Here is a 21,780-nt window from a genome sequence, read left to right on the forward strand (position 1 = left end):
CGGGGCGACGCGCCCCCAAGCGGATCCGCGCAGGACTATAGGAAACTTTGCGGGTCCACGTCGATCGCGACCTTCACGTTTCCGCGCGGTTTGGGCGCCCGGGCGAGCCAGTCCCGCAGATAGCTCTGGATGTCGATGCCCCGCTCGGTCTTGACAAGCAGGCGGAAGCGGTAGCGCCCACGCACCAGGGCGAGGGGCGCCTCGGCAGGCCCCAGCACCATCACCCCCTCCGGCGGATCGGCGGCGCGGGCCAGGGCCTGGCCATACGCCTCCGCCGCCTCGCGCTCGTTGGCCGAGACGATCAGCGCCGCCAAGCGCCCGAAGGGCGGCAGCCCCGCCGCCTCGCGGGCGGCGATCTCTTCCTCGTAGAAGCGCTCGGCATCCCCCGAGAGCAGGGCGGCGATGACCGGGTGGTTCGGCTGATAGGTCTGGACCAGGGCGCGCCCCGGCCGCTCGCCGCGCCCGGCCCGGCCAGTGACCTGCTGCAGGAGCTGGAAGGTTCGCTCCGCCGCCCGGGGATCGCCGGTGGCGAGCCCGATATCGGCGTCGAGCACGCCGACCAGCGTCAGATGCGGGAAGTTGTGGCCCTTGGCGACGAGTTGCGTGCCGACCACGATGTCGCATTCGCCCGCCGCCACCGCCTCCAGTTCTTGGCGCAACCGCTCGGCACCGCCGGGAAAGTCGCTGGAGAGCACGATGACCCGCTGGTCCGGGAACAATTCGCTCACCTCCTCGGCGATGCGCTCGACCCCCGGCCCGCAGGGGGTCAAGTGGTCGAAGGCGCCGCATTCGACGCAGGCCTCCGGCTTGCGCTCGGCATAGCCGCAATGGTGGCAGACCAGCGCCCGGCGGAAGCGGTGCTCCACCAGCCAGGTCGAGCAGTTGCGGCACTGGTAGCGGTGGCCGCAGGCCCGGCACAGGGTGAGGGGGGCATAGCCGCGCCGGTTGAGGAAGAGGAGCGCCTGCTCGCCGGCCGCCAGCGTGGTCTTCACCGCGTTGACGAGGGGCGGGGACAGGAAGCGCCCGCGCTCCGGCTTGTCGAGGCGCAGGTCGATGGCGGTGATGTCGGGCAGGCGCCGGCCGCCGAAGCGCTCGGGCAGGACGATGCGGCGGTAGCGGCCGCGCTCCGCGTTCACCCGGCTCTCGATGGAGGGGGTGGCGGAGGCGAGCACCACCGGGCAGCCCTCGATCTTGCCCCGCACCACGGCCATGTCCCGGGCGTGGTAATGGACGCCGTCCTCCTGCTTGTAGGCGGTCTCGTGCTCCTCATCGACCACGATGAGGCCGAGCGTCGCGAAGGGCAGGAACAGGGCCGAGCGGGCGCCGACCACCACCGCGATCTCGCCCGCCGCCACGCCCGCGCGGATGCGCTCGCGCCTTTTGCCGCCGATGCCGGAATGCCAGGTCGCCGGCCGCACGCCGAAGCGGGCCGCGAAGCGGTCGAGGAACTGCGCGGTCAGCGCGATCTCCGGCATCAGCACCAGGGCCTGGCGCCCGCGGCGCACGCATTCGGCCACCGCCTCGAAATAGACCTCCGTCTTGCCCGAGCCGGTGACGCCTTCGAGGAGGAGAGTCGCGGCATCGGAGGACGCCATCCCCTCCACGGGGGCGGACGCCGGCAGCGCGGGGGGCGGCGGGGACAGATGCGCGCCCAGCTCGGCGGCCGCCTCGGCCTGGGCCTCGGAGAGGGGCACCCGGGGATGATCCGGATCCGGGGGCAGGGCGACGGGCTCCGGGGCGAGGGCCACCGTCTCCAGGGCGCCGTCGTCGATCAGCCCGTCGACGACGCTCAGGGAGACGCCGGCCTCCTTGGCGAGCACGCTCTTGCCCCGCACGCGGCCGTCGGCGGCGACCGCCATCACCTTGCTCCGGGCGGCGGTGGCCCGGGCAGGGGGTTGGCCGGAGGCCCGCACGCCGACGCGGACGGTCTCGCGCATCGCGGCTTCGTCGGGCAGGCGAAGAGCCATGGCCAGGGCCGAGCCCTTCGGCGCCAGGGTGTAGCGGGCGAGCCAGTCGACGAGCGTCCTCAGGGAGGCGGAGAGCGGCGGCACGTCGAGGCGACCGGTCACCGGGCGCAGGTTGCCGCCCGAGGCCCGCTCCTCGATCCCCCAGACCACGCCGATGGTCTCGCGCGGCCCGAGGGGCACCTGCACGACGTCGCCCTCGGCGAGGGTCAGCCCCGCCGGCACCGCGTAGCTATAGGCGGTGTCGAGGGCGAGGGGGATCAGGATCTCGGCGGTCTGCGGCATCGGCTCAGGGAAACGGACCGTTTTGTTCTATATATGTCCCGCGGAGGCCGAACGCGACCACCGATCGCGACCTTGGTCCGGGCCTGGGAAGCGGATCGGAATCAGACCACGCCCAGGAACACCGCCAGCGACCGCGTCACCGCGAGCATGGTCGCGTCGTCGAGCCGGCCGAAGACAGGGCCGAGCCTGTCGCGCCTCACCGACATCGCCGGGCATCGCGACCGTGACGAGGTCGCCCCGCCTCACGCCTCATCCTCGGCGTCGAGATCGGCGAGGGCGGCATCCATGAACCCGCCGAGTTCGGGATCGGCCGCAATCCGGCGGCTCGAAGGGCCTCCCGGCGCGTGCGGACGCGCTCGCCGACGGATGACGGCATGTCTGTCCTCCCTCACGCTGCGTTACATGTGACAGAGCCGAGGAGAGATCTGAAGGGGCGACAGGCGTCAAGGCAGCCACGGGAGCCGGGCTTGGCCGGGCCGGGAAGCCCCGTGGCCGCCTCGGAGAGACAAGGCCAGAGGCACGGCCGCGAGGCTGAGGGCGCTCATCGCCAGGAAGGCCTGGGCGCCGAAGGCGGCGTAGAGCCGGCCGGCGGCGAGCGTCACCAGGGCCGAGGCGAGGCCCAGACCCAGGGTGCCATAGACGGCGAGCGCCGTGGCCCGCAACGTCGCCGGCACGTCAGCTTCGATCAGGGCGAGGCAAGCGAGGTGGAGCGCGGCGAAGGTCAGCCCGTGCAGGAGCTGGATCGCGGCGAGGACCGGCAGGGCGGCGGTCTCCGCCTGGACCGCCCAGCGCAGGGCACCGGCCAGCGCCGCGAGCGCCAGGACGCGCGGGGGCCCGAGCCGGCCGAGCAGCCACGGCCCGAGCCACAAGAAGACCGCCACCTCCGCCGCCACCGATTCCGCCCAGAGCAGGCCCGCCGCCCCGGCGGCGATGCCCTGCTCCGCCCAGACGATCACCGCGAAGGCATCGTGCAGGGCATGCGCGCCGATCACCAGGGCGGCCGCGAGCACGGTGCGGCGGAACCGGGGAAGCGCGAGCAATGCCCGGACGCCGTCCTTCGCGGGCCTGGATTCCGGTCGGGAGGCCTGCACCACGGGCAGGCGCAGGGCGGCCAGGGCGGCGAGCAGGAAGAGGGCACCGCTGGCGACCAGGGCCGCTTCGTGGCCGTGTCCCTCCACAAGCCGGCCGGCCCCGGCGCTCGCCAGGATGAAGGCCGCCGAGCCCGCGGCCCGCACCCAGCCATATTCGAAGGCACGCCCGCCTGCGGCGGCGGGCAGGGCCAGGGCATCGGCCAGGGGCGCGACCGGAGCCGTCGCGACCGCCTGCAGCAGGGCGAGGGCGAGGAGCAGCCCGAATCCGTGCCCCGCGAGGAAGCCGAAGCCGAAACTCCCCGACAGCACCAGGGCGAGGGCGAGCAGCGGCCGCGCGGCGCCCCTGCGATCGGCAATCCGCCCGGCGAGCGGGCCGGCCACGAGACGCACCAGCATCGCCGCCGCGAGCAGGTCCGCGATGGACGCGGGCGACAGGCCGCGCGCCCGAAGGAAGGCCGGCAGGAAGGGCGAGAGCGCGCCGTAGGCGCCATAGAGCGCGGCGAACAGGAGCAGGAAGCCCGGCAGCCCCCTGCCGGTCCGTCCGCCGATGCGCCTGCCCTCCGCCAAGGATCCTCCAGAGGCCATGTGCTCGGGCGCACGGCGCCGCTCCCTCCGATGCGGAGACTGCGCGCGGTTGCAGCCGAAGGAAAGCCGGGCCGGGACGCGCCATGTGGAGCCAGACCCCAGCGCGGGAGGGCGTCGTCCTGCTCCACGGCATCGCGCGGCGCGCGGCCTCCATGGCGCCGATGGCGCGCCGGCTGCGGGCGGCCGGCTACGCGACCCTCAACCTCGGCTATCCAGCCCGGCACGCCGCGCTCGAGGACCTCGTGGAGGCTGTCGCTCCCCAGGTCGCGGCCTTCGCCGCGCCCCTCGACCGCCTCCATTTCGTGACCCATTCCATGGGCGGCCTGCTCGCGCGCGCCCTGATCACCCGCCACCGCCCGCCGCGCCTCGGGCGCGTGGTCATGCTGGGCCCGCCCAACGGCGGCAGCGAGGTCGCGGACGCGCTCCATCGGCTCGCGCTCTATCGCCGCGTCTTCGGCCCGGCCGGGGCACAGCTGACGACGCGGCGCAGCGCGGCTCTGGAGCGGCTTCTCGGCCCGGTCGATTATCCCCTGGGCGTCATCGCCGGCGACCGAAGCTCGGACCCGGTCGCCTCCCGGCTGTTCCTCGAAGGGCCGAATGACGGCCGGGTCACGGTGGCGCGGACCCGCCTGGCGGGCATGGCCGATCACCTCACCCTGCACACCACGCACGCGACCATGATGTGGAACCGCCGCGTCATGGCGGAAACCCTCCAATTCCTGTGCGAGGGCCGCTTCACGTCCGAGACGCCGCTGACATCCCGGGCGATTTGCGCGACGAAAGCGGCTGCCTCCACAGCGAAACTGTTCTAAGTAGCGCCGTGCTTGTGAGGAGCCCGGTGCGGATTTCCGGTCGCGGAAGTGCCAAGCAGCGGGCGGGTTCGAGACGGCGATGACCAACACCGACATCCTTCCCCCCACCCGGCCTGAATCGCAGCTCGTCACGATTTTCGGCGGCTCCGGCTTCCTCGGGCGCCACGTGGTGCGGGCGCTGGCCAAGCGCGGCTACCGGATCCGCGTCGCCGTGCGCCGGCCGGATCTCGCCCTGTTCCTGCAGCCCCTCGGCAAGGTCGGCCAGATCGTCGCGGTGCAGGCCAACCTGCGCTATCCCGAATCGATCCGCCGGGCGGTCGAGCATTCGGACGTGGTGATCAACCTCGTCGGCATCCTGCAGCAGAGCGGCGGCCAGAGCTTCGACCGGGTGCAGACCCAGGGCGCCGGCGAGATCGCCCGGGCCGCGGCCGCCATCGGCGCGCGCATGGTGCATGTCTCGGCGCTCGGCGCCGACGCGAACTCCGCCTCCCTCTATCTCCGCTCCAAGGCGCTCGGCGAGGCCGAGGTGCTGGCCGCGCGGCCCGAGGCGGTGATCTTCCGGCCCTCCCTGGTGTTCGGCCCGGGGGACAGCTTCTTCAATCGCTTCGCCAAGCTCGGCACGATGCTGCCGGTGCTGCCGCTCGCGGGCGCGGAGACGAAGATGCAGCCGGTCTTCGTGGGCGACGTCGCCGAGGCGATCGCCCGCGCCGTCGACGGGGAGGCCAAGGCCGGCACGGTCTACGAACTCGGCGGCCCCGAAGTGGCGTCGCTGGAGCACCTGATCCGCTACATGCTGGAAGTGACCATGCGCCGCCGCATCGTCCTCCCCCTGCCGGAGAGGGCGGCCCGCCTCCAGGCGCGGGTGCTCGAGATCGTCGACACCCTGGCCCTCGGCCTGCTGCCGGCCGATTTCAAGCTCACCCGCGACCAGGTGACGATGCTGCAGCTCGACAACGTGGTCTCGGACAAGGCCAAGGCGGAGGGCCGCACCATCGAGAGCCTCGGCATCGTGCCGACGGCGGTCGAGGCGGTGGTGCCGGGCTATCTATGGACCTTCCGCAAGGCGGGCCAGTTCGCGGAGGGCCGGGGCAATCCGTCCGAGGCCGCGGTCCCGGATACCCTCGCCTCAGAGCCGCTGGCGCCGGAATCCCAGCACCGCCCCGGCCGCGCCAGCGGCCCGGCCATCGGCCCCAACGCGACCCGGCCGAGCCAGATGGGCGCCCGCTGGGGCACGCGCGGCTGACACGATGCGCCCTGCCGCGCCGGGGGCCTGGGCAGGGGCGCGCGGCGGGCGCATGATGCGCGCGCGAAGAGACCTTTCGGGAGCGAGACGATGAGTGGGCCGGGCGAGACGGCGGGACATGCCGTGTTCGACGTCGCCGAGGCGGTGGCCGGCCTGCCGGAGGCCGCCACGACCATGGTCGCCGATCACCGCTTCACCGACGACGAGGCAGCGAGCGCCCGGGTCTTCCGGGTCTACAAGCCGACGCCGCCGCATTACCACACCACCTGCGACGAGTATCTCTACGCCCTGTCCGGACGCTGCCTGATGAAGTTCGGGGACGAGGCGCCGGTGGAGGTGGGGCCGGGCCGGCTCGTGTTCTTCAAGCGCGGCGTGGTGCATTCGGTGCCCGAGATCCTGGAGGAGCCGATGGTGTTCCTCTCCGTCGACACCCCGCGCCGCGGCCCCCGCGACATCCAGTTCGTCGAGGACGGCACCGGCACGCCGGACAGCTTCATGCGGCAGACGGATTGAGGCGGGCGGCTCCGTTTCCGCATCGCCTTCTTCGAGAGGCCGGACAGCACCGTTCGGGGCGATGCTCTCGGGTCAGATCAGCTCCGACGCCGTGACCGGCTTCTCCTCCGCCCCCTTCTGCGCGGCGGCGCTCTGGAAGAGGCGGTCGCTCGTCAGCTTGAGGAAGTAGAAGCCGAATTCCGGGTTCTGGTAGTAGAGCTGCTTGACCTCGGAATAGGGCAGGCACAGCGCCTTGCCCGCCTCGACGCAGACCAGCGAACCCGTGCGCAGGTTGCCCGGCGAGAGCAGGCCGAGCTCGCCCACCACCCCGCCGGCCCCGAGTTCCACCCCGACCTCGGGGATGCGGAAGCGCCCGCTCTGGATGGTGAACATCTCCGCGGCCGGATCGCCCTTCCGGAACAGCGTCTCCCCGGCCTTGAAGCGCTTCACCGTGCCGAAGGCGGCGAGCCAGTCCATGGAAAGGTCGCCGGCGGCCGCCTTCTCCACGTCGCGCACCAGCCGCACCATCTGCCAGAGCCGGAAGGTGTTGAAGGGGATCTGGATCGCCTCGGTGATCACCACCGGCATGCTGTCCGTGAGGAAGCCGTAGGTGATCATGGCGACGCTCGCGAGGATCGCCACCACGCGCAGGGGGATCATCGTGCTCATCGCCGAGGAGGCGATGGTCAGCGCCGTGCCGACATAGCCGATCGTCTCCACCCAGTTCATCGTCCAGATCATCGCGGCCCCTCATCCGGCCCCCGCCCGGTCCGCCGGGCAGACAACACGGATGGACAGCACTGTCGATGCCCGGGCGAGCTCAGCCGTCTCCCAGGGTGGGTCCGCCGCGCAGGAGTGCCGCCACCGCGGCGGCGGCCCGCTCGCCCTCGGCATAGGCGCCTCCGACCGTGCCCCATTGCTCCCGGGACAGGGCCTCGCCCGCGAACCAGATCCGTTCGCCCACGGGCGCGTGCAGGCGCAGGCGCGCGCCGGCATGGCCCGGGGGCGGCACCGCCCAGGAGCCGCGGGACCAGGGATCGGCCCGCCATTCCGTCACCGCCGGCACGGCGAGGTCACGGATCGCGCCGTGGCCGAGATGCGCCGCCATCACGTTGCGGGCGAGGCGGCGGGTCGCGTCGGGCCCGGCGCGCAGGGCGTCGACGGCCTCGGCACAGGCGGCGTCGAGCTCGAAATAGTGGAAGGGCGTGCCGTCGATCCGGGTGAGCAGCCCCGGCGGCCGGTGGCGCCCCCCGACCACGCTGGCCAGACGGTCGCGGCCCCGGAAGGGCGCGGAGGGCCAGTGCAGCACCGCGTGCTCGTAGATCCCGGGGCGGAAGCCGTCGATCGCGGCGCGCGGGCCGTCCGGCAGGCTCGGCTCGAAGACCACGCTCGCCCGCAGCACCATCACCGGCAGGGTCACGATCAGGGCCCTGGCCCGAAGCGTCGCCCCGTCCGCAGTCTCGACGGCGACGCCTCCGCCCGACCAGGAGACCCGGGTCGCCTCCGCCCTCAAGGCGATGGGCAGGCCATGGGCGAGGCGGGCGAGATAGGCGCCGTAGCCCCCGGCGAGGAAGTAGTTGTCGCCATATTCCATGCTCGGCCAGTCCTGCAGCGAGACCTCACGCAGGGGCCGGCCGGAGACGAGGGCGTGGACGAGGTCGATCCGGTCGCGCCAGGGGCCGAGCACGGGGGGCACGGCGGCATCGGCCGGCCGGTCCGGCCCGGGCGCGGTGGCCCCTTGCGTCATCGCCCGGTCGGCGCGGTCGAAGGCGCGGCCGAAGGCGGCCTGCTCCGCCGGGCGCCCGAAGCGCCGCCCGACCACGAGGTGGCTGTCCTGGGGCGCCTTGCGCAGGGGCTCGCCGCGGGCGAGCCCGAGGGCGACGAGCGGGTTCACCGGCCCGGCATGCAGCCAATGGGCGCCGAGATCGATCGCGTGGCCACGCAGGGTCGTGGTCACCGCCCGACCGCCGACCCGGTCCCGCGCCTCGAGCAAAGCCACCGCGATCCCGCGGGCGATCAGCGTCCTAGCCGCGGCGATGCCCGCCGCCCCGGCGCCGAGGACGATCACCTCGGGGGCGGCGGGCAGGGCCGCGAGGCGCGGCCGCGTGCTCGGGCGGAAACGGGTGTGAGCCGGGAGGGCAGTCTGCATCGTCGCGGGGTCGAAGGAAGGGGGCAGCCGCCGGGCCGGGTCGGCCTAGCAGCAAGCGCGTTTCGGCGACAGGCGCGTGTCGGGGCAGCCCGGGTCAGGGCGCGGCCGAGGGGTCGAAGCGCTCGACGAGGTTCGAACGGTCGCCGCCGGGCTTCGGGCTGCCGGTGAGGGTGACGATCCTGCCGTCATAGACCAGCGCCCCGAAGCCGTGGCGGGGCGTCGGCAGGGGCGCGAAGCGCTCCCAGCGGCCGGTCCTCGGGGAGAAGGCCTCGACCGCGCCATAGGTCTGCTCGCGCGATTCGCCGCCGAGCACGAAAACCTTGCCGTCGAGCACGGCCGAGGCGACGCCGCTGCGGGGGGTCGGCAGGGGCGCGGCCTCGCTCCAGGAATCGGCCTTGGGATCGTAGCTCTCGGTCGTGGCGAGATTGCCGGCCGGGTCGCCGTCCCGCCGGCCGGCCAGGGCGAGGATCCTGCCGTCCACCGCCTGCACGGCGAGGTGGTCGCGGGGCGTCCGGAGCGGCGCGGCCCGGCTCCAGCGGTCGCTCGCCGGATCGTAGACCTCGTGAGCGGGATCGTTCTTCCGGCCCGAGACGCTGCCGCCGATGACGTGGATGCCCTCGCCGAGAAGCACCGCGCCCCCCGCTGCCCGCGGGGTCGGCAGGTCCGCCCGCCTTTCCCAGGCGTTGCGCTCCGGATCGTAGGCCCAGACCTCGGGGCTAGCCTCCCAGCCGTTCACGTAGCCGCCGAAGACGTAGAGCTTCCCGCCGAAACCCGCCGCCATGGCGTGGTGGACGGGATGGGGAAAGGGCGCGCCCTCGCGCCAGCTGTCGGCGGCGGAGTCGTAGATCAGGAGGCCCGTGGCGCCGTTGTAGTCGCCCACGAGATAGGCCTTGCCGTCGAGGGCCGCCACGGCGACCTCGGAGCGGGGCGCCGGGGCCGGCGCGCCCCGGCTCCAGCCGCTGGGCTCCGCCTCGGCCGGGAGCCCCACGAGCGGAAGCCCCACGAGGACCAGCAGGAGGCGGAGACGGCGGCGCATGGGCTCTTCCCGGCGACACGGCTTGCGGACAGGATGACACCGGACCAATCGACAACGCGCCCCGGGGTTGCGCCCGCGGGCCTCTGCGGCCAAAACCTCGGCCCGAGGAAGCGACCACGAACTGCCGGTGACGCGATGCTGTTCAAAGCCGCCGCCGCGGCCCTGCGGCAGGTGCTGTCGCCGGGCCTGCGGGCGATCCTGCTCAAGTCCCTGGCCCTGACGCTGGGGCTGCTCGTCGCCGTCTGGTTCGCCCTCACCCGCGCGATCCAGTGGTTCCAGTCGAGCCATCACATCTCCGCGGATTATCCCTTCCTCGACACGCTGGCCTTCTTCCTGGCCGGCGCCGGTTTGTTCGTGGCGCTCGCCTACGTGATGCCGGCGGTCTCGATCCTGGTGGCGGGTTTCTTCCTCGACGACGCCGCCGAGATCGTGGAGCGGGCGGATTTCCCCGGGGAGCCCACGGGCCGGGCCCTGCCCTTCGGCGCGGCGATGTTCTCGGCCCTGCGCTTCGCCGGCCTCGCCCTGGTCGTGAACCTTGTGGCCCTGATCCTCGTCTTCGTGCCGGGCGTGAACCTGATCGCCTTCTTCGGCGCCAATGCCTACCTGCTCGGCCGCGAGTATTTCGAGCTCGCCGCCAGCCGGTTCCGGCCGCTGCCGGAGGCGCGGGCCATGCGCGAGCAATTCGGCATCACGGTGATGCTGGCCGGCTGCCTGCTCGCCGGGCTGATGGTGGTGCCGATCGTCAATCTCGCCACGCCCCTGTTCGGGGTGGCCCTCATGGTCCATCTGCACAAGGGCCTGAGCCGCAAGGCGCTGCCCGCGGGGGCGACGCCGGAGCGGCTGCGCTGAGCGGCCCGGGCGGGGAGGGGCGAACGGTGGGCGAAACCTTCGACCTCCTCGTGATCGGCGGCGGCATCAACGGCACCGGCATCGCCCGCGACGCCGCCGGGCGGGGAGTGAAGGTCCTGCTCTGCGAGCAGGGGGACCTCGCCGGCTCCACCTCCTCCGCGAGCACCAAGCTGATCCATGGCGGCCTGCGCTACCTGGAGCAGTACGAGTTCCGGCTGGTGCGCGAGGCCCTGGCCGAGCGCGAGCGGCTGATGCGGCTCGCCCCGCACATCATCTGGCCGCTGCGCTTCGTGCTGCCGCATGACCGCGGCCTGCGCCCGGCCTGGATGCTGCGGATCGGGCTCTTCCTCTACGACCATCTCGCCAAGCTCGGCTCCCTGCCGGGCTCCCAGGCCGTCGGCCTGCGCGGCTCGCCCTACGGCGCGCCGCTCCAGGAGCGGCTGACCCGCGGCTTCGTCTATTCGGATTGCTGGGTCGAGGATTCCCGCCTCGTCGCCCTCAACGCCGTCGATGCCGCGGAGCGCGGCGCCGACATCCGCACCCGCACCCGCCTCGTCGCGGCAAGGCGGGAGGCGGGGGCCTGGGCCGCGGAGCTGCACGACGCGGCAACCGGGCAGACCCGCCCCGTGCGGGCGCGCATCCTCGTCAACGCCGCGGGGCCCTGGGTCGGCGACCTCCTGCAGGAGACCCTCGCCCTCGCCAGCCGCGCGCATCTGCGCCTGATCAAGGGCAGCCACATCGTCGTGCCCCGCCTCTACGCGGGCGACCACGCCTACATCCTGCAGCAGCCGGACCGGCGCATCGTCTTCGCGATCCCCTACGAGCGCGACTTCACCCTGATCGGCACCACCGACGTCGCCCATGACGGCGCCCCCGGCCCGGTGGCGATCGCCCCGGAGGAGACGGCCTATCTCTGCGCCTGCATCGACCGCTCCTTCGCCCGGCAGGTCCGGCCGGAGGACGTGGTCTGGAGCTATTCGGGCCTGCGCCCGCTCTACGACGACGCGGCGGCCGACGCCTCCACGGTGACGCGGGACTACGTGCTCGACCTCTCCGACCGGGACGGCCGCCTGCCGGTGCTCTCGGTCTTCGGCGGCAAGATCACGACCTATCGCCGGCTCGCCGAGCACGCCCTCGCGAAGCTCGAACCCCACCTGCCCGGCCTCGCCCCGGCCTGGACCGCGACGGCGCCCCTGCCGGGGGGCGACCTCGGCACGGATTTCGAGACCTTCCTGGCCGGGCTGCGGCGGGACTATCCCTTCCTGCCAGAGGAGACCGCCCGCCGCCTCGCCCGCGCCTATGGCAGCCGCGCGCGGCGCATCCTCGGCTCCGCCCGTTCGCTCGCCGACCTCGGCGCGGCCTTCGACGGCGGCCTGAGCGCGGCGGAGGTCGAATACCTGCGCCGCCACGAATGGGCGCGCACAGCCGAGGACATCCTCTGGCGCCGCTCCAAGCTCGGCCTGCGCACCGGCGCCGGGAGCCGGGCGCGGCTGGAATCCCATCTCGCGGCGGAACCGGCCCCGGCCTGAGCGGCGATCCGGGCGAGACAGGGCAGGTCGGAAGGAGGAGACGCCATGGGCCGTTACGTCGGGGCGATCGACCAGGGCACCACCAGCACCCGCTTCATGGTGTTCGACCGGGAGGGGCGCGTGGTGGCGCGGGCCCAGGAAGAGCATGCGCAGATCTACCCGGCCCCCGGCCATGTCGAGCACGACCCGCAGGAGATCTGGCGCAAGACCGTCCAGGTGATGGGGCAGGCCCTGGAGGAGGGCGGCCTCGCCCCCGCCGACCTCGCCGCGATCGGCATCACCAACCAGCGCGAGACCACGCTGATCTGGGACCGGCGCACGGGAAAGCCCCTGCACAACGCCCTGGTCTGGCAGGACACCCGCAACGACCGGCTGGTCGCCGCCTTCGCCCGGGAGGGCGGGCGCGACCGCTTCCGGGCGGTGACCGGCCTGCCCCTGGCGAGCTACTTCTCCGGGCTCAAGCTGCGCTGGCTCCTCGACCACGTGGAGGGCGCCCGCGAACGGGCGGAGGCCGGCGAGGTCCTGTTCGGCACGATCGATTCCTGGCTGGTCTGGAATCTCACCGGCGGCCCGGAGGGCGGGCGCCACCTCACCGACGTGACCAATGCCAGCCGCACGCAGCTCATGGCCCTCGACCGGCTCGCCTGGGATGCGGGCATGCTCGACGCCTTCGGCATCCCGGAGGCGATGCTGCCGGAGATCGTGCCCTCGAGCGGCTGGCTCGGCGAGACGACCACGCCGTTCCCCGGCGTGCCGATCGCGGGCATCCTCGGCGACCAGCAGGCCGCCCTGTTCGGGCAGACCTGCTTCCGCCCGGGCGAGGCCAAGAACACCTACGGCACCGGCTGCTTCGCCCTCATGAACACGGGCACGGCGCCCGTGCCCTCCAAGGCCGGGCTGGTCACGACCGTCGGCTACAAGCTCGACGGGCAGGATCCGGTCTACGCCCTCGAAGGCTCCATCGCGATCACAGGCGCCCTGGTGCAGTGGCTGCGCGACAATCTCGGCCTGATCCGCGAGAGCGCGGAGATCGAGCGGCTGGCCGCCTCGGTCACGGACAATGGCGGCGTCTATTTCGTGCCGGCCTTTTCCGGCCTCTACGCGCCGCATTGGTGCGAGAGCGCCCGGGGGCTGATCATCGGGCTCACCCGCTACGCCCATCGCGGGCACATCGCCCGAGCTTGCCTGGAGGCGACGGCCTTCCAGACCCACGAGGTGCTGGAGGCGATGGCGGCGGATTCCGGGATCCCCGTGACGGAGCTGCGCGCCGATGGCGGCATGGTCGTCAACGACGCGCTGATGCAGTTCCAGTCCGACATCCTCGGCGTCGCCGTGGTGCGGCCGAAGGTGAGCGAGACCACGGCGCTCGGGGCCGCCTATGCCGCGGGGCTCGCCACCGGCACCTGGAAGGGCCTCGACGACCTCGTGCGCAACTGGAGCGTCGAACGGCGCTGGGCGCCCGGCATGGCGCAGGAGGAGCGCCGCCGCCTGCGCGCCGGCTGGGACCGGGCGGTCAGACGCTCCTTCGACTGGGCGGACGAGGTCTGACGGCCCCGCTCAGGGGAGGGGCGCGCGCTGCAGCGCCTCCTCCGCCGCGACCGCGCGGCATTCCTCCGGCCCGATCGCGCCGAGGGGATGCCGGACGCGGATCGCCCGGGTCGGCTCGTGCAAGCGCATCACCAGAACCACCGTCTCCACATCCGGGCAGCCGGGCTCGGCGCAGGCGATCTCGCTGACCGAGAGGGCGTCCTCCGGCCCGAGGGCGAGGAGGGGGGCGAGCAGCGCCTTCACCCGCGCGGCCTCGGCCGCCCGCCCGGCGCTGCGGGCGCGCCAGGCCCCGAGGCTGAGGAACCCGCTCACGCCGCTGCGCGGCGCCAGGCGGGGAAGGGATCGGGCAGGCCGCGATAGGCCGCCGGGTCGAAGCGCTTCGGCGCGACCGGGCCGACGAGGCAGGCCTCGAGCGCGGCGGTGATCGCCGCCCGGTCCATGTCCCGCCCGATGAAGACCAGCTCCTGGCGCCGGTCGCCCCAGACCTCGCTCCAGACCGAATGAAGCTTCTCGCGGAAGATGCCTTCCTCCGGCCAGCGCGCCTTGGGCACGGCGGCCCACCAGAAGCCCATGGCGCCGACCCGCGCCACCGCGCCGGCCAGCGAGAACTCCCCGACCCAGTCCGGGCGCGTGGCCAGCCAGAAATGCCCCTTGGCCCGGATCAGCCCCGGCCAGGTCGCGTTCACGAAGGCCGAGAACTTTTCCGGGTCGAAGGGCCGGCGGGCCCGGTAGACGAAGGAGGAGATCCCGTATTCCTCCGTCTCCGGCACGTGCTCGTGGGCGCCGTAGAGCTCCTTGAACCAGAGCGGGTGCTCCTGCGCCTTCTCCTCGTCGAACAGCCCGGTCTCGAGGATGTCGGCGATGGCGACCTGCCCGTGGGAGGTCTCGATGACGCGCGCGTCGCCGTTCAGGCCCCGCACCACCGAGCGCACCAGGGAGAGCTGCTCGGGGCTGACATCGCCGGCCTTGTTGATCACCACCACGTCGGCGAACTCGATCTGCTCGACGAGGAGATCGACCAGGGTGCGCTCGTCCTGCTCCCCCGCGGTCTCGCCGCGCTCGCGCAGGAAGTCGTTCGAGCCGTAATCCTTGAGCAGGTTCACCGCGTCGACCACGGTCACCATCGTGTCGAGCCGGGCGATGTCGGAGAGGGAGCGGTCCTCCTCGTCGCGGAAGGAGAAGGTCGAGGCAATGGGCAGCGGCTCGGCGATGCCGGTGCCCTCGATCAGCAGCGTGTCGAAGCGACCTTCCTCGGCGAGCCGGCGCACCTCGGCGAGCAGGTCGTCGCGCAGGGTGCAGCAGATGCAGCCATTGGTCATCTCCACGAGCGTCTCGTCGGTGCGGGACAGGTTGGCGCCGCCCTCGCGCACCAGGTCGGCGTCGATGTTCACCTCGCTCATGTCGTTGACGATCACCGCGACGCGCCGGCCCTCGCGGTTGTTGAGCACATGGTTGAGGAGCGTCGTCTTGCCGGCCCCGAGGAAGCCGGACAGGACGGTGACGGGAAGGCGCTTGTCGGGAGCGGGCATGGGTGTCGGGATCGGTTCTCGCTAAGTGATGTAACTTTATAACATTGCCAAGGCACTCACCTGTCAAGCCGCGGTCTCCCGAAAACGGCGGGGCGCGGCCTGGCAAGGGTCGACTTCGCCGCCGAACCGTCCGAAAACGCCGCCGCGTCCCGGAAACCGGCCGGCTTCCCGGCGCGTAGACGAGACGGGGCAGAACGAGGACGAGGACGTGCGACCCTGGCGCGAGGGACCGTGCGATCGGCGCGGCTACCATCACGGCAACCTCAAGGAGGCGCTGATCGAGGCTGCGCGCCGCTTCATCGCCGAGCGCGGGGTCGGCGGCTTCACCCTGGTCGACGCAGCCCGCCTCGTCGGCGTGACGCCGGCCGCCCTCTACCGCCATTTCCGGGGCCGTGAGGCTCTGCTGGAGGAGGTTGCCGGCCGCGGCTTCGCCGACCTCGCCGACCGCCTCGCCCGGGCCGTCTCGGGCCGCGGCACGCCGCTGGAGCGCTTCACCCGCATGGGCGAGGCCTATCTCGCCTTCGCGGAGGAGGAGCCGGGCTACTACGCGGCGATCTTCGACACCCGCAGCCTCGCCGCCGCCCCGGCAGGGGAGCGGCCGAACCCCTTCGATCTCCTGGTCGACGCCCTGCGCAGCACCTTCCCCGAGGGCTTCGGCGGGGTCGATCCCCGCTTCGTGGCCCTCGAAGTCTGGGCGCTCTCGCACGGCCTCGCCACGCTCGCCGCCGCCGGCCGCCTGCCGAAGGGCGGCCCCGACAAGTACGAGCTGCTCCGGGCCGGTGTGCTGGCGCTGGTGCACGGGGCGGGGGGAGCGGCGGGCCATCGCCGCGCACCGCCCGGAGCGGAGAGCCCTGCACCGCCGGCGGCCTGATCCTTCGGCAGGACAGCACCGCGCGCGCGACCGGATCGCAGGTGCGAGCCGTCTAACGGGATCGCGGGAGCGGCTTCAGCGTGATGAAACGGGCGGGGTGGGGGCCCGAATCGGCATCGACCTGCCAGACGGTCCGGACATTCGCGACCGAACCATCTGGGCACGGGAGCGGCCCCTCGAAATGGTAGCGGTGCCCAAACGGCGTCGGATAGGCGCGGGTCAGCGTGTGCGGAGTCGGATGGGCCGCGAGCGCTTGCGGCGCGCACAGGGCCAGGGCCTCGACCGGGCGCACGAATTCCACGTCGAAGCCCAGGCCGCCGCGCCAGACGGCGACGACGGTTCTTGTGCTGCCGGCGGGCACGACTTCGCCGTCCTCGCCCTGCACATCGACGAGCGCGCGCACGCGGTCCAGCTCGCGAAAGAGCGGGCGGCCCGGCGCGCGCTCCGCGGCAGGGCGACGGTCAACCACCAATGAGAACGTTCGCTCCGGCATCGCGCGACTGTGCGCCTGCCCGCATCCACGGGCAAGATCCCGAATTCGTTCAGCGACGCGGTCGCCGAACGGAAGCTCCGGCGACGCCCCGCCCGAAAAACACGAGCCCCCCACCCTTGAAAGCGGGGAAACGGCCCCGCATGTGAATGTCGTTCACATTCACATCGGAGCCTTCAAGCCGTGAACACGTCCACCACCTCTCCATGGGGCGCGTGCCGCAGTCGCGGCGGCCCCTTCCCGCGCCGTTCCCTCGAGATCGCCACGATCGTCGTCGGGTTCATCTACGCCTGGCCGCTCGCGGTCGCCTATGTCGCCTGGAAGATCGCGGGCTACCCGGCCCTCGACCAGATACGGGACTTCGCCCGCACGGGCTCCTGGGGCGCGGCCGGCAACGGCGCTTCCCGTTTCGCCCAGGCCTTCGAGGCCGCCCGGAATGCCGGCCCCACCGGCAACTGGGCCTTCGACGAATACCGCAAGGCCGAGCTCGAGCGCCTCGAGGCCCGTCGCCGGGCGCTCGCGGAGGAGAGCCGTGCCTTCGCCGAGTTCGTCGAGGAACTGAAGCGGGCCAAGGACCGCGAGCAGTTCGACGCCTTCATGGCCAAGCGCCGCGGCAACGAAGGCAGCGGCCCGACCATCGACGCCTGATCCGGCCGTCCCGGCGCGGAACGGCATCCGTCAGACAGCGACGCCTCTCCGGACCCGTCCGGGGAGGCGTTGCCGTTTCGTTTGCGGCAACCCTTCGTTCACGGTACGTTTCGTACAGACGAGAGGGGTGCGGTCGCTTCCGACCGGGACGAGGAAGGGCCGAGGGCCGTGACGCAGGAAATCCGCATCCTCGGCATCGATCCGGGCCTGCGCCGGACCGGCTGGGGCCTCATCACCGCCAAGGGCACCAAGCTCGCCTATCTGGCCTGCGGCGTCGTCACCTCCGACGGGGACCTGCCGCTGGCCCTGCGCCTGCGCGAGCTGCACGAGGGCATCACCCGCATCGTCGAGGCGCATGCGCCGGACGAGGTCGCGGTAGAGGAGACCTTCGTCAACAAGGACGCGCAGGCGACGCTGAAGCTCGGCCATGCCCGCGCCATCGCCCTGCTGGTGCCGGCGCTCGCGGGCCTGCCGGTCTCGGAATACGCGGCCAACCTCATCAAGAAGTCGGTGGCGGGCTCGGGCCATGCCGACAAGGGACAGATCCAGGCGATGGTGAAGTTCCTGCTGCCCAAGGCCGAGTTCCGCCTCGCCGACGCGGCGGATGCCCTCGCCATCGCCGTCACCCACGCCCATCACCGGGGCCATCAGCGCCTGAAGTCCCGCCACGGCGCCGCCGCGGGCTACGAGGGGCCGGCGGCCGCCCGCATCGCCGCGGCCCTGGCGCGGCAGGGCGGCTGATCAGTCGCTCACCCGCAGGAGCACCTTGCCCACCGCCTCGCGCCGCGTGAGGAGGCCCAGGGCCTCCGCGTAGTCGGCGAGCGGCAGCACGCCGTGCACCGTCGCCCGCAGCTTGCCCTCCGCCGCCCAGGCCACGAGCTGCGCCTGGTTCGACCGGTGCCGCTCCGGCTCGCGCTGGACGAAGGCACCCCAATGCACCCCCTGCACGTCGATGCCCTTGAGCATGATCACGTTGAGGGGAAATTTCGGAATCGCGCCGGCGGCGAAGCCGATCACGAGGTAGCGCCCCTTCCAGCCGAGGGAGCGGAGCGCGGCCTCCGCGTCGTCGCCGCCCACCGCATCGTAGATCACGTCGATGCCGCTCTCGCCGCCGAGGCGGCGCAGGGCCTCGCGCAGGTTCTCCGCCTTGTAGTCGACGCCCTCGTCGGCTCCGTGCGCCCGGGCGATGTCGAGCTTGGCCGGGGAGGAGGCGCAGGCGATGACCCGTGCGCCCATGATCTTGCCGATCTCGACCGCGGCGAGCCCAACGCCGCCGGAGGCGCCGAGCACGGCCAGCGTCTCGCCGGGCCGCATCCGGGCGCGGTCGGCCAGGGCGTGCAGGGTGGTGCCGTAGGTGATGGTGAGGCCGGCCGCCTTCTCGTCGCTGAGCGCATCGGGCACCGGCGTCAGCCGTTCGGCCGGAACGGTGACGCGTTCCCGGGCCGTATCGTGGCTCGCATGCACGATCACCCGATCGCCGACCCGCACGCCCTGCGCGCCGGGACCCAGGGCCTCGACCACGCCGCAGGCCTCGCCGCCGGGCGAGAAGGGCAGCTCCGGCTTCACCTGGTAGCGGCCGGCGATGATCAGCGTGTCGAAGAAGTTGAGCGCCGCGACCCGCACCCGCACCAGGGCCTCCCCGGGGCCGGGCACAGGATCGGGCAGGGTCTCGATCGACAGCTCCTCCGGCCCGCCGAGCCGCGTGCACATCAACGCCTTCATGCCGTCTCCTCCTTCAGGCGGTCATGCCTGCAGGCGATGGCGGGACGCAAGGCCGACGAAGGACGGGGAGGGGACCGTCAGGACCTCTCATAGGTGCCGGTGAGCAGCCCCCGGGCGATCACGTTGCCCGCCATCGCCTCCAGCAGCGCGCCGCGGCCGGGGGAGGCGGGGAGGCCGGCGGTGCGGGCCAGCGCGAAGACCTGGAACAGGTAGCGGTGCGGGCCATGGCCGGGAGGCGGATCCGGCGGCAGCCAGGCCTCCTTCTGGAAGGAGTTGCGGCCGAGATCGTGCCGCTTGCCCGGCCCCGCCGGGCCGGGGAATTCGCCCTCGGCGATCGTCTCGGTCAGGGGCGGCAGGTTCCAGGCGATCAGATGGACGAGGGGGTTGATCGCCGGCGCGTCGGGATCCTCGACGAGGAGCACCAGGGCCGCGGCCTCCCTCGGGAGATTCGTGATAGCGAGCGGCGGGGACAGGCCCTCGCCGTCCGCGGTGAAGCGGGCCGGGATCGGCGCGCCGTCGGCGAAGGCCGGGCTGCCGACGCCGATCGTGGCCGGCACCTCGGGGAAGGCGGCGTGGAAGGCGGCCTTGTCGGCGCCCGCCTTCACGCCGGTCAGGGCCTCGCCCACGGCATGGGGCAGTTTCTCGAGCATCCGCGCCTCCCTCGTTCCGGTCGAGGGAGCAACGGCGCCGCGGCGGGCGGGTTCGCGGGCGGGCCTCAGGCGGGGCGTTCGGCCGCAATCATGTAGTTCACGCCCGTGTCCCGGCTCCGGCGCCAGCCGTCGTTGAGGGGGTTGTAGACAACCCCGGTCGTGTCGGTGACGGTGAGCCCCCCGGCTTCCACCGCCCGGCGCAGCTCGTCGGGCGTGACGAATTTTTCCCAGTCATGGGTGCCCTTGGGCAGCCAGCGCAGCAGATATTCCGCCCCGACGATGGCCAGGGCGAAGGAGCGCAGGGTCCGGTTGAGGGTGGCGGAGAAGAACAGGCCGCCGGGCTTCACCGCGGCGCAGGCAGCGCCCACGAAGGCCGGCATGTCGACGACGTGCTCCACCACCTCCATGGCGAGCACGATGTCGAAGCGCTCGCCGGCCGCCACCACCGACTCGATGGTCTGTCCCCGGTAATCGACGGTCACCCCCTCGGCCTCGGCATGGGCGCGGGCGACCTCGATATTGGTGGCGGCCGGGTCGAGGCCCGTCACCGTCGCGCCGAGCCGGGCCAGGGGCTCGGAGAGCACGCCGCCGCCGCAGCCGACATCCACGAGGCTCAGGCCCTGGAGGGGGAGGGGCGCCCTCGGATCGCGCCCGAAACGGGCGCAGGCCGCGTCGCGGATATAGGCGAGGCGCACGGGGTTGAAGCGGTGCAGCACCCGCATCGGGCCGGCCTCGTCCCACCAATCCCGCGCGATCGCCTCGAAGCGCGCCACCTCTTCCTGGTCGACCGAGGCACCCATCCGCCGCAACCCTCATCCGCCCCGGGCACCTGAACCGGCCCCGGCCCTCGCATTGACACGTCCGAGGCGCCCTTGTACCCGCCGGGCACCTCCCCGGTACAGACGCTGCATTCCGGTCCCACAGGCCCGGCGGCGTCGACCTTCGACGGTGCGAGACGGATAGCGACGCGGACGCGACATGCCCCGTTTGGTGATGAAATTCGGCGGCACCTCCGTCGCGAACGTCGACCGCATCCGCAACGTGGCGCGCCACGTCGCCCGCGAGGTCGCGGCCGGCTACGAGGTGGCGGTGGTGGTCTCGGCCATGTCCGGCAAGACCAACGAGCTGGTCGGCTGGGTCAAGGACGCCAACGCCCTCTACGACGAGGCCGAGTACGACACGGTCGTCGCCTCGGGCGAGCAGGTGACCTCGGGGCTGCTCGCCATCGCCCTGCAGAAGGACGGCATCAAGGCCCGCTCCTGGCAGGGCTGGCAGATCCCGATCGAGACCTCCGACGCCCACGGCTCGGCCCGCATCGCGGCGATCGACCCGAAGAATCTCGACGAGGGCTTCGCCCGGGGCGAGGTCGCGGTGATCTCCGGCTTCCAGGGCGTGCACCTGCCCACCGGCCGGATCGCGACGCTGGGTCGCGGCGGCTCGGACACGAGCGCCGTCGCCATCGCCGCCGCCATCGGCGCGGAGCGCTGCGACATCTACACGGACGTGGACGGCGTCTACACCACGGATCCGCGGGTGGTGCCGAAGGCAAAGCGCATGGAGCGCGTGACCTTCGAGGAGATGCTGGAGATGGCCTCGCTGGGCGCCAAGGTGCTCCAGGTCCGCTCCGTGGAGCTCGCCATGGTCCACCGGGTGCCGACGACCGTGCGCTCCTCCTTCGATCCCCCCGATGCCGCGCGGCCGGGCACCCTCATCTGCGACGAGGATCAAATCGTGGAACAGCAGATCATCACCGGGATCGCCTTCTCGAAGGACGAGGCGCAGATCACGCTCCGCTCCGTGAAGGACAGCCCCGGCATCGCCGCGGCGATCTTCGGCCCGCTGGCGGATGCCAACATCAACGTCGACATGATCATCCAGACCGTGTCCGGCGACCAGTCGACCACGGACATGACCTTCACCGTGCCGGCGGCCGATTACGAGCGCTCCCGCGCCATCCTCGACGCCCAGCACGACATCATCCAGTTCGGCCAGATCGAGGGCGCCACCGACGTGGTGAAGGTCTCGGCGATCGGCGTCGGCATGCGCTCGCATGCGGGCGTGGCGGCCAAGGCCTTCCGGGCGCTCGCCCAGAAGGGCATCAACATCCGCGCGATCACGACCTCGGAGATCAAGTTCTCCGTGCTGATCGACGCCGCCTACACGGAGCTTGCCGTTCGCACGCTCCACTCGCTATACGGCCTCGACCAGGCCTGACCGTTCCCGCCGCACGTCATCCCTCGTCTGAGTACACGCGAGGGTTGCGTAGGCCGTCCCGGATGGACCACAG

The 21,780-nt window shown here is 72.6% G+C and carries 21 protein-coding genes and 1 pseudogene; 10 read left to right on the top strand and 12 right to left on the bottom strand.

The genetic code is table 11. The features are described 5' to 3' along the window. Positions 1–35: 35 nt before the first annotated feature. From MFF21_RS07610 to MFF21_RS07625, 3 genes and pseudogenes are all read right to left on the bottom strand, one after another. Positions 36–2,249 (bottom strand): primosomal protein N', encoded by a 2,214-nt coding sequence (locus MFF21_RS07610; protein ID WP_238310552.1) that lies wholly within the window; start codon positions 2,247–2,249, stop codon positions 36–38. 101 nt (positions 2,250–2,350) lie between these two features. After that, a pseudogene (locus MFF21_RS07615) lies at positions 2,351–2,458 on the bottom strand (type II toxin-antitoxin system PemK/MazF family toxin); the annotation flags it as partial. 234 nt (positions 2,459–2,692) lie between these two features. Continuing rightward, on the bottom strand, positions 2,693–3,925 hold the full coding sequence (locus tag MFF21_RS07625; protein ID WP_238310554.1) for an MFS transporter: 1,233 nt from the start codon (positions 3,923–3,925) through the stop codon (positions 2,693–2,695). A gap of 83 nt (positions 3,926–4,008) precedes the next feature. Between MFF21_RS07625 and MFF21_RS07630 the strand changes: the two genes are divergently transcribed. The 3 genes from MFF21_RS07630 to MFF21_RS07640 all read left to right on the top strand — a co-directional run bounded on the left by MFF21_RS07630 (position 4,009) and on the right by MFF21_RS07640 (position 6,493). Further along, positions 4,009–4,737, top strand: coding sequence for an esterase/lipase family protein (locus tag MFF21_RS07630; protein ID WP_238310555.1), 729 nt, complete (start codon positions 4,009–4,011; stop codon positions 4,735–4,737). 79 nt (positions 4,738–4,816) lie between these two features. After that, on the top strand, positions 4,817–5,980 hold the full coding sequence (locus tag MFF21_RS07635) for a complex I NDUFA9 subunit family protein (protein ID WP_238310556.1): 1,164 nt from the start codon (positions 4,817–4,819) through the stop codon (positions 5,978–5,980). A gap of 90 nt (positions 5,981–6,070) precedes the next feature. Continuing rightward, a complete protein-coding gene (locus MFF21_RS07640) occupies positions 6,071–6,493 on the top strand; it encodes a cupin domain-containing protein (protein WP_238310557.1) in 423 nt (140 codons plus the stop codon). Between the two features lie 72 nt (positions 6,494–6,565). On the opposite strand, the gene MFF21_RS07645 is transcribed toward MFF21_RS07640, so the two are convergent. From MFF21_RS07645 to MFF21_RS07655, 3 genes are all read right to left on the bottom strand, one after another. Continuing rightward, entirely contained in the window at positions 6,566–7,201 is a 636-nt protein-coding gene (locus MFF21_RS07645) for a Crp/Fnr family transcriptional regulator (RefSeq protein WP_238310904.1), read from the bottom strand. A 91-nt stretch (positions 7,202–7,292) separates the two neighbouring features. Then, complete coding sequence (locus MFF21_RS07650) at positions 7,293–8,621, bottom strand: flavin monoamine oxidase family protein (protein ID WP_238310558.1); 1,329 nt, start codon at positions 8,619–8,621, stop codon at positions 7,293–7,295. Positions 8,622–8,715: 94 nt separating this feature from the next. Then, the gene (locus tag MFF21_RS07655) at positions 8,716–9,657 is read right to left on the bottom strand and encodes a Kelch repeat-containing protein (protein ID WP_238310559.1); all 942 of its coding nucleotides are present in this window, start codon (positions 9,655–9,657) and stop codon (positions 8,716–8,718) included. Between the two features lie 135 nt (positions 9,658–9,792). Between MFF21_RS07655 and MFF21_RS07660 the strand changes: the two genes are divergently transcribed. From MFF21_RS07660 to glpK, 3 genes are read left to right on the top strand one after another with little or no spacing between them, the layout of a single operon-like run. After that, positions 9,793–10,506 carry a sulfate transporter family protein gene (locus tag MFF21_RS07660; protein ID WP_238310560.1) on the top strand — a complete coding sequence of 238 codons (714 nt, stop codon included), beginning with the start codon at positions 9,793–9,795 and terminating at the stop codon, positions 10,504–10,506. A gap of 26 nt (positions 10,507–10,532) precedes the next feature. Further along, positions 10,533–12,035 (top strand): glycerol-3-phosphate dehydrogenase, encoded by a 1,503-nt coding sequence (glpD, locus tag MFF21_RS07665; RefSeq protein ID WP_238310561.1) that lies wholly within the window; start codon positions 10,533–10,535, stop codon positions 12,033–12,035. A gap of 45 nt (positions 12,036–12,080) precedes the next feature. Next, positions 12,081–13,583 carry a glycerol kinase GlpK gene (gene glpK / locus MFF21_RS07670; RefSeq protein WP_238310562.1) on the top strand — a complete coding sequence of 501 codons (1,503 nt, stop codon included), beginning with the start codon at positions 12,081–12,083 and terminating at the stop codon, positions 13,581–13,583. A 9-nt stretch (positions 13,584–13,592) separates the two neighbouring features. Here the strand turns inward: glpK and MFF21_RS07675 are convergent, their stop codons facing one another. Beyond that, complete coding sequence (locus tag MFF21_RS07675) at positions 13,593–13,895, bottom strand: hypothetical protein (RefSeq protein WP_238310563.1); 303 nt, start codon at positions 13,893–13,895, stop codon at positions 13,593–13,595. Then, the gene (zigA, locus tag MFF21_RS07680) at positions 13,892–15,112 is read right to left on the bottom strand and encodes a zinc metallochaperone GTPase ZigA (protein ID WP_238310564.1); all 1,221 of its coding nucleotides are present in this window, start codon (positions 15,110–15,112) and stop codon (positions 13,892–13,894) included. The genes MFF21_RS07675 and zigA overlap by 4 nt, the downstream gene beginning before the upstream one ends. A 208-nt stretch (positions 15,113–15,320) precedes the next feature. On the opposite strand from zigA, the gene MFF21_RS07685 reads away from it, so the two are divergent. Then, positions 15,321–15,983: a TetR/AcrR family transcriptional regulator gene (locus tag MFF21_RS07685; protein ID WP_238310565.1), complete on the top strand. Its 663-nt coding sequence runs from the start codon at positions 15,321–15,323 to the stop codon at positions 15,981–15,983. Positions 15,984–16,035: 52 nt separating this feature from the next. On the opposite strand, the gene MFF21_RS07690 is transcribed toward MFF21_RS07685, so the two are convergent. After that, the gene (locus MFF21_RS07690; protein ID WP_238310566.1) at positions 16,036–16,386 is read right to left on the bottom strand and encodes a DUF6883 domain-containing protein; all 351 of its coding nucleotides are present in this window, start codon (positions 16,384–16,386) and stop codon (positions 16,036–16,038) included. A 270-nt stretch (positions 16,387–16,656) separates the two neighbouring features. On the opposite strand from MFF21_RS07690, the gene MFF21_RS07695 reads away from it, so the two are divergent. After that, positions 16,657–17,121 (top strand): DUF2852 domain-containing protein, encoded by a 465-nt coding sequence (locus tag MFF21_RS07695; RefSeq protein ID WP_238310567.1) that lies wholly within the window; start codon positions 16,657–16,659, stop codon positions 17,119–17,121. A 168-nt stretch (positions 17,122–17,289) separates the two neighbouring features. Further along, on the top strand, positions 17,290–17,862 hold the full coding sequence (gene ruvC, locus MFF21_RS07700) for a crossover junction endodeoxyribonuclease RuvC (RefSeq protein ID WP_238310568.1): 573 nt from the start codon (positions 17,290–17,292) through the stop codon (positions 17,860–17,862). On the opposite strand, the gene MFF21_RS07705 is transcribed toward ruvC, so the two are convergent. From MFF21_RS07705 to ubiG, 3 genes are all read right to left on the bottom strand, one after another. Beyond that, a complete protein-coding gene (locus MFF21_RS07705; protein WP_238310569.1) occupies positions 17,863–18,843 on the bottom strand; it encodes an NADPH:quinone oxidoreductase family protein in 981 nt (326 codons plus the stop codon). A gap of 77 nt (positions 18,844–18,920) precedes the next feature. Continuing rightward, complete coding sequence (locus MFF21_RS07710; protein ID WP_238310570.1) at positions 18,921–19,493, bottom strand: YbhB/YbcL family Raf kinase inhibitor-like protein; 573 nt, start codon at positions 19,491–19,493, stop codon at positions 18,921–18,923. A 65-nt stretch (positions 19,494–19,558) separates the two neighbouring features. Further along, positions 19,559–20,293 carry a bifunctional 2-polyprenyl-6-hydroxyphenol methylase/3-demethylubiquinol 3-O-methyltransferase UbiG gene (gene ubiG, locus MFF21_RS07715; RefSeq protein WP_238310571.1) on the bottom strand — a complete coding sequence of 245 codons (735 nt, stop codon included), beginning with the start codon at positions 20,291–20,293 and terminating at the stop codon, positions 19,559–19,561. Positions 20,294–20,471: 178 nt separating this feature from the next. Between ubiG and MFF21_RS07720 the strand changes: the two genes are divergently transcribed. Beyond that, positions 20,472–21,707: an aspartate kinase gene (locus MFF21_RS07720; protein WP_238310572.1), complete on the top strand. Its 1,236-nt coding sequence runs from the start codon at positions 20,472–20,474 to the stop codon at positions 21,705–21,707. Positions 21,708–21,780: the final 73 nt, after the last annotated feature.

It is taken from the genome of Methylobacterium organophilum (genome assembly GCF_022179465.1).
Lineage (GTDB): Bacteria > Pseudomonadota > Alphaproteobacteria > Rhizobiales > Beijerinckiaceae > Methylobacterium > Methylobacterium organophilum.

Coding starts and splice junctions, on each gene's coding strand:
- ubiG (WP_238310571.1), bottom strand. CDS start 20,293: ATGGGTGCCTCGGTCGACCAGGAAGAGGTGGCGCGCTTCGAGGCGATC.
- MFF21_RS07705 (WP_238310569.1), bottom strand. CDS start 18,843: ATGAAGGCGTTGATGTGCACGCGGCTCGGCGGGCCGGAGGAGCTGTCG.
- MFF21_RS07710 (WP_238310570.1), bottom strand. CDS start 19,493: ATGCTCGAGAAACTGCCCCATGCCGTGGGCGAGGCCCTGACCGGCGTG.
- MFF21_RS07720 (WP_238310572.1), top strand. CDS start 20,472: ATGCCCCGTTTGGTGATGAAATTCGGCGGCACCTCCGTCGCGAACGTC.
- MFF21_RS07630 (WP_238310555.1), top strand. CDS start 4,009: ATGTGGAGCCAGACCCCAGCGCGGGAGGGCGTCGTCCTGCTCCACGGC.
- MFF21_RS07660 (WP_238310560.1), top strand. CDS start 9,793: ATGCTGTTCAAAGCCGCCGCCGCGGCCCTGCGGCAGGTGCTGTCGCCG.
- MFF21_RS07635 (WP_238310556.1), top strand. CDS start 4,817: ATGACCAACACCGACATCCTTCCCCCCACCCGGCCTGAATCGCAGCTC.
- MFF21_RS07640 (WP_238310557.1), top strand. CDS start 6,071: ATGAGTGGGCCGGGCGAGACGGCGGGACATGCCGTGTTCGACGTCGCC.
- glpK (WP_238310562.1), top strand. CDS start 12,081: ATGGGCCGTTACGTCGGGGCGATCGACCAGGGCACCACCAGCACCCGC.
- MFF21_RS07655 (WP_238310559.1), bottom strand. CDS start 9,657: ATGCGCCGCCGTCTCCGCCTCCTGCTGGTCCTCGTGGGGCTTCCGCTC.
- MFF21_RS07625 (WP_238310554.1), bottom strand. CDS start 3,925: ATGGCCTCTGGAGGATCCTTGGCGGAGGGCAGGCGCATCGGCGGACGG.
- MFF21_RS07650 (WP_238310558.1), bottom strand. CDS start 8,621: ATGCAGACTGCCCTCCCGGCTCACACCCGTTTCCGCCCGAGCACGCGG.
- zigA (WP_238310564.1), bottom strand. CDS start 15,112: ATGCCCGCTCCCGACAAGCGCCTTCCCGTCACCGTCCTGTCCGGCTTC.
- MFF21_RS07645 (WP_238310904.1), bottom strand. CDS start 7,201: ATGAACTGGGTGGAGACGATCGGCTATGTCGGCACGGCGCTGACCATC.
- MFF21_RS07610 (WP_238310552.1), bottom strand. CDS start 2,249: ATGCCGCAGACCGCCGAGATCCTGATCCCCCTCGCCCTCGACACCGCC.